This window comes from Cohnella laeviribosi DSM 21336 (genome assembly GCF_000378425.1).
GTDB lineage: Bacteria > Bacillota > Bacilli > Paenibacillales > Paenibacillaceae > Cohnella > Cohnella laeviribosi.
Map to the genome: position 1 here is coordinate 1 of NZ_KB899878.1, position 6,422 is coordinate 6,422.

Consider the following 6,422-nt stretch of genomic DNA (forward strand, 5'->3'; position numbering starts at 1 on the left):
GCAGCATCTATTTCAATCCACGCATCCCTGCGGGATGCTACAGCGTTGCTTGAAAAGCCTTGCGTCGCAAGACTTTTCAGGCCCATTTGTACGAATCTCCTATTCGGGTGGTGAAATCGGGAGAATCAAACCCCTCAAAACCCGAAATCCCTTATGGGACAAGAGGTGCGAATCTCCCGGGAAACTGATGTGAGCTTGGGGTTCGCACTGGCTCGACTCCGGCTCAATCCTTTGCACAGGATCGACCAAGCTTTACTCCGATCCTCCCGCTCATCCCCGCTCGACCAGTTCGACGCCTTCGGGAAGTCCCTCCCGATCGATCACCAACTCATAATCACTAAAAGAGCGGGCCGGAGCATCCGTCTTTTTCCGTACGCTTACCCGCTCCAGCAAAACGTGCACGGGTGCTTGACCGAGAGCGGTAGAATGCTCAAACGCCACCAATTTTCGGACAGCCATCTGCCCCCGGGATGCCGAGCGATCATGCTCGAACAGATTCATCAGCGCTTCCCACAATACCGACAGGTCTTCTTCGGAAAAACCGGTTTTGCCGGCCAGATACGCGGAAATATAACCGTCCATACGGTACAACGCATACGGTATGACGTGCTTGCGTCCCATCTCGCGGTCCTTCTCGGCTCCTTCCTGAGTAACCGCTTGACGGGTAATTGTCACTTCCTGAGAAAAGATAGGATCGATGCTGCGGGCGAACGTAAATTGGACGGGCCCCCGTACTTGACCCGTGTTCACCTTCGTCGTCATGACAGCCCCGAACGTCCGGATATCGAAGAAGTTGGCGCACATCCATCGCGTCAGTTCTTGCGCTTCGGCTGCATCTTTGGGCTTCAGTTCCTTGCTGTCGGCATCCGCCGGCCGGATCGCGCGATAGGCTTTGCGATGCTGTTCGTTCAATACGCCCCCCTCCGTGACATAGATGTTATAGCCCGCTTCTCCAGCCCGCGTCAGCTCGACATAATTTCTAACCTTGCGTTTAAGCGCGACGTCCGTCACAATGCCATGTCCCGTTTCGGGATCGATTCGAGGCATATTCCCGGCATCGGGATCGCCGTTGGGATTGCCGTTGATCACTTCGAAAAACAACGAAAAATCGATTCTTCTTCCCAACACTTTGGAATCGGTGGAAGCCGCATGCAAGTTTTGTTCGGTCATCGACATCGTTTATCTCTCCCTTAGAAAAATAATGGGTTACCCTTCTGGAGCCTATTCTTGTTCTTGTTTCTCCGCCGCAGCGGCCGCTTCGTTCTTCGCCTCCGCAGCCGCTTGACTTTGAGCGGAAAAGGCATGCTTCTGATGGTAGTACCCTAGAATAAACAAGCCTTGGCGCTGCATATCCAGATGGGCCGGGAAATTTTCCACCCCGTCCAAAATCTCCTGCATTTCCCGGTCTCGGAAGCTCCCGTACTGCGATTTGCTCATATGGTGCTGCGACAGCTTGATCAATATCGGGAAAACAGCGGCAGGATTGGAGGACGCGGCGTTAAAATAACGATCCTTGATCGTCGCATTCAAACGGCCGGGGCCGCCCGCCGCTTCCTGCTGGGCCCTTTCCAGAACGGCGAACAGCCGGCCGAGACGGTACGCGGGTTCTTTGGTGTCGGCGTTTAAACTCATGGTTAAAGCCTCCTTATAGGAATCGACCTTGTTTATCCGACAGTAGCGGGTAAGGTGCGCTTTTATAATCGAGACGCGAAGAGGGTTAACGATCCCGTCCGCCCGCACCCGATTCAGAATCGAGGTGTAGAGCGAATACGGATACGCCGTTCCCAAAAGAATCGAACGGAACAGTTCTCCTCCCAGACGCGCGGGCGGTTCGTCGCCTACCTTTTTGCCGTCGCTGCCGACTCGCCTGGTCTCTTCGAGAATCCGATAGCTGCTCGGATGTTCCTCTCTCCATCCGTCCGCCGATGCTAAAGAAAAGTCTGCCGCATGCTGCCCCAGCTTCTCTACCATATCCCCCAGATTCCCTTGCCAGAAAAAACGAACCGCCAACCGGGCATTATTGGGGGATAGGCCGAGTACAAAGAAGGGCGTATCGCCTTGCGGAACCATGTTCGTCTCCAGCCTGTCCCCCTTGCGAATGCGTACAATCGCATCTTTGAGCTGAGCGGTAAGGGATGTTTCTTCTACAGGAGCGGCGGCATTCGGATCGACGGCTCCCGCGAAGAAAGCTTCGACCTCCTCGGCGGCTTCCTTGCTGCCCGACCAGAATACGACGGTCATATCCCCCATCAACATGCGGTTGCGGGGAGACGCGAGAAGATGGTTCAGCGCTGTCGTATAACCGAACATGGCCGTTTTGCCGACTGGGGAATTGTAGCTTTGCTGATGGTCTTTGCCATAGGATTCGGCCGACCGGAAGTTGAAGGACACAAGAGAAGCGCCCGCCTGCTGCGCACCGCGCACGCCTTTGATTTTCCCATGCGTCTTGGCGATCGGAACGTCCATCTCCCCCGTAATCAGGCATTGCGAGTCGTATTCCGAGACGCTGTCCTGTTCCTGGCGATAACGTATCCAGGCCGACTTGACCGTTTCCAGTTCATGCACCAAAGCGAGTTGCCCTCGCAGCTTGAAAGCGATATTCGTGTCGATGCCTTTGTCCAGATCGCTCATGTGCGCTTGCAGCAGCGGGTGTTCGCGAACCTTCGCAACGTCCCATTGTTCGAGGAATGCCAATACAGCTTTGGCCGCTATGTCCTCTACGTCTTTCAATACTTTGACAGCCAAATCTTTAAAAGCCTCGTATTTTCTCCTGGCGTCGGAAGACTTCTTGACCGTCTCCGCCTCCTTGGAGGATAAAGCATAATATCCGATGACATATTCGGCTTTGTCGGTCAGGAAAAAAGGAACGATTCCGCTTGAACGGGATGTCTGCTCGGGAACCGTCACCGTTCGGGGAAGAGGCTTCTTGCCCGAATGGTCCCGCACGTCCAGGAAAGCCGCCAGTCGACCGTCCGTTTCAAGTTCCAGCACATAAGAGATTTTGCCGGTACTGAAATAGAGAGCGCTGACTCCGGAAGAAGGGTCGGCCGCCAGATCGAGGTAGCGCTGATACAGCGATTGAATAATCATTTTTCCGGCTCACCCCTTCGATCCCCAAGCCGGCACTTGGACGATGCCGTCCCGCATCGTCGCCCGGAAGAACCTGGGCGTCATGCCGTTCTCGAAGTCGATGTCGTGCAGCATCCAGCCCAAGTCGCGATCGGGGTGGCCCTTGTAAAAGGATGGCGGTAAGGGATCGTCTTCCTCGATATAAGCAAAATGAGCGGCGAATTCCCGGCAACCCAAATACGGACGATGAAAGCATTGTCCCTGCCGGGCGCGGCGGAGGAAAATGTTATAGTGCTTCTCCGGCGTGTCCGCTTCGCCGCGAAGACCGGTCATCTCGAAGTGAGCCTCGATTACGTATTCAGGGTTCTTCAACAGCATCGTCGCGCGCTGCTGTCTCTCCTCCGTCACCACCTGCGCAAGCGTCGCTCCTTTACCGTTCATCGCGGATTTTACCGCCGAGACGGGGATTTTGTTCTCGACTTCATTCCGCCGGATATTATCGAAGCGAATCTCGTTCAGCACATGTATCCGGTCGACCACCCAGCGGATCGCGGGTTTCCAATGAATACTCTCCAAAATGCCCCTAGCCGCCGAAGGGGTCATGACATCATAGCTGACGCGTTCCACTTTCATCTCCGGTCTCGTGAAGCACGCGTAATCGCCCCACACTTTCAAGCGGACTCCGAATCCCATGCCGCCTCTCCTCCTTGTCGTGCTAACCTATCAAGATTTCCGCCGCATGATGCTCTTCCGAAAAAGGCTTGACGCCCACCTGGTCGTCGTACCAATGCTTCGGATTTTTCAGCTTGAAGACGTCCGCCCGAACCTCTACAATCTCCCCTACCCGGCGGAATGCTTCGAACTCCTGAGGATACAACTGTACGACATAAGGCTGTAGCTTACGCATAATGCCGTTAATCTTGGGGGCGTTAAGCAATGCCTCCAATTGCTGTTCGGCCTCGCGGTCATAAGGCACAACGACCGGCTTCGCGTCCGTGTCGATGAGCCGGAATTGTTCCGCAATCGTACGAAAAGGGATTTCGCAGTCCGATATTTTTCGCTCGTTAAGCTGTTTCAAAATGCCGTACTTATCCGTAAGATCCTGAGAAGACTCGCCGCCTAGCGTCTGATAGAAGTAAAGATGTTGAAAATAATCCCTGACCGCCTCAAGCGACAAAGGATCGTCCGGATACCGCTCCATAATCGAACGGGCGACTCCTGCCGTCAGGCTGAACCACCCTTTCAACCTGGCTGTGGCCTCCGTCTCGAACACATAGGTCAGGCCTTCGCCAAGCCTTCCGTTCCGATTGCAGCGGCCGGCTGCTTGCGCGATCGAATCGAGCCCCGCCAGTTCCCGGTAAACCGTCGGAAAATCCACATCCATTCCGCATTCGACCAACTGCGTACTGATCAGCACGCACGGCAACTTCTTATCCAGACGTTCGCGAATGAGGTTCAATTTGTCGAGCCGATGCTTCGGACACATGCGAGCGCTCAGGTGGAACACGCTATCCTGACCAATAAGAGCCGTTACCTTTTCGTAAAGCTCCCTTGCCGCCCTGCGCGTATTCACGATACAAAGCGCTTGTCCGTTCCCGCTCAGCCGTTCCGCGAGCCGTTCATCCTCGATTTTGCCCAGCATTTTCAGCCGAACGCGCTTGAACTGCTCGAACCTCTCCGGAATGCGATCGACCATCTCCCGGATCGGAATTGGATGCTGTACGGCTCCTTGAAGCAATCCGGCCAAATCCGGCTGTGTCGCCGTACTGAGCACGACAGTAGCTCCGTAATTGCGAACCAGTTCCTCCAGAGCCAGCAGACACGGCTTGAAGAAGTCACCGTTCATCAACTGCGCCTCGTCGACGATAATGACGCTTCGGGCTAAATTGTGCAGTTTGCGGGTACGAGACCGTCGGTTTGCGAATAAAGATTCGAAAAACTGCACATTCGTCGTTACAACTACAGGATAATCCCAGTTCTCTTCGGCCAGTAAGAGCTTTTCCTTCAGATCGAGGCCTAAATCGGAATCTTCAGGCAATTCATGCTGAACGTTCGATTGATGCTCAAGCACATGCTCTGTACCCAACACCTCCCGGAAAACCGCCGCATTTTGCTCAATGATCGAAGTATAAGGAATGACATACACAATGCGCCTTAACTGATGGCGGACAGCATGTTTGAGCGCAAAGCCGAGCGAAGTCAGCGTCTTTCCGCTGCCGGTCGGAAGCGTCAGCGTGTATAAGCCTTGCTCGTTGTCACCCCTTGCCAGGCATTCGAGCCGCAGCTCATTCCTAGCGGCATCTATGGTTAAGTCCGATGTTGAAAAGCGCTGCGACATGTAAGCGTCATACTTTGCGAGTAGATCCTTGAAGTCGACGTCATGCCCCCGAAGGCCGGCTTTGCTTCGTTCCGAATACTGCTCCGTATCGAGAGAGTCCGCATCTACCAGGCATGAAAACAGCATGCGAATGAACATGGATAATTGAAGCCCGGGATTGCCTCCCCACTTGATCGAAGGCGGAAGCGTTGTGCTGGCGACGTTCCCCATAACAGCGATGGCGTTGTCTTTGTAAGGCTCAATTTTCTTTTTCAGCCTTTGCGCAAGACAAGCTTCGTCTCCAGCGTCCGAACCGAAGTCTGTTAACCCGGCATGATGTCCGGCAATCACATACGCAAGTATTCTTGCCGTCTTGTTCTTCCAAGCCTCGACTATGTATTGAGCACCCGCTGTTGCATGATCGACCGGAATTGGCGACCCTTCCAGCCTTTTTTGAAAGGAGATGGAAAATTTGCCGAAGTCATGAAGCAAGCCTGCTGCTTTCCCCCATTCTTCGGCTCCAAACTGGGCGGCGAACTCCCCAGCCCGACGCGAAACATTTTCAAGGTGTGTCTGAAGGAGCTGCCATTCGCTCTTATCCTCCGAATCCGTTCGGTGAGCATAGAACAGTCTGGACCCCTCCCTTTTATTAGTCGAGTCCTTCGGTTTAGTTTTTAAGAACTATTTTTCTTTCCTCTTGCTAGAATGATAAACCTATTTGCCTAATTTCGATACTAATCGATCCGATTCCTCCCACTATTATTTAATGTTTTCTCGCGTTTTCTCACTCGTTCTTAGATTTTCAACCATCGACCATCCTGAAAGATGGATAAGTCATGTAGCTATGACATAATTTTCTGGAGGAGCCGGAGGCGGGAATAGAGGTTGGGACGCTGTTCCCAATCTATGGATGAGTCGTATGACCGCACTCTGGATATCCACTCTATTCCCCCGACGGCTTACCCTCCCATGTCACGCTGGGTCTTAGCCCTTACATTCCTTCGTTCTGCCTCTCGAGGTGTGGACGCCGTTTCCT

4 protein-coding genes are annotated in these 6,422 nt (G+C 53.7%); all 4 read right to left on the minus strand.

The window, feature by feature from the left end; genetic code table 11:
• Positions 1 to 270: 270 nt before the first annotated feature.
• From cas7c to F560_RS0121640, 4 genes are read right to left on the minus strand one after another with little or no spacing between them, the layout of a single operon-like run.
• Positions 271 to 1,176: a type I-C CRISPR-associated protein Cas7/Csd2 gene (gene cas7c / locus F560_RS0121625; RefSeq protein ID WP_019007802.1), complete on the minus strand. Its 906-nt coding sequence runs from the start codon at positions 1,174 to 1,176 to the stop codon at positions 271 to 273.
• A gap of 45 nt (positions 1,177 to 1,221) precedes the next feature.
• Positions 1,222 to 3,090 (minus strand): type I-C CRISPR-associated protein Cas8c/Csd1, encoded by a 1,869-nt coding sequence (cas8c, locus tag F560_RS24005; protein WP_019007803.1) that lies wholly within the window; start codon positions 3,088 to 3,090, stop codon positions 1,222 to 1,224.
• A gap of 9 nt (positions 3,091 to 3,099) precedes the next feature.
• The gene (gene cas5c / locus F560_RS0121635) at positions 3,100 to 3,762 is read right to left on the minus strand and encodes a type I-C CRISPR-associated protein Cas5c (protein ID WP_019007804.1); all 663 of its coding nucleotides are present in this window, start codon (positions 3,760 to 3,762) and stop codon (positions 3,100 to 3,102) included.
• Positions 3,763 to 3,784: 22 nt separating this feature from the next.
• A complete protein-coding gene (locus F560_RS0121640; protein WP_026298466.1) occupies positions 3,785 to 6,016 on the minus strand; it encodes a CRISPR-associated helicase/endonuclease Cas3 in 2,232 nt (743 codons plus the stop codon).
• Between the last annotated feature and the right edge of the window lie 406 nt (positions 6,017 to 6,422).

Coding starts and splice junctions, on each gene's coding strand:
- cas7c (WP_019007802.1), bottom strand. CDS start 1,176: ATGTCGATGACCGAACAAAACTTGCATGCGGCTTCCACCGATTCCAAA.
- cas8c (WP_019007803.1), bottom strand. CDS start 3,090: ATGATTATTCAATCGCTGTATCAGCGCTACCTCGATCTGGCGGCCGAC.
- cas5c (WP_019007804.1), bottom strand. CDS start 3,762: ATGGGATTCGGAGTCCGCTTGAAAGTGTGGGGCGATTACGCGTGCTTC.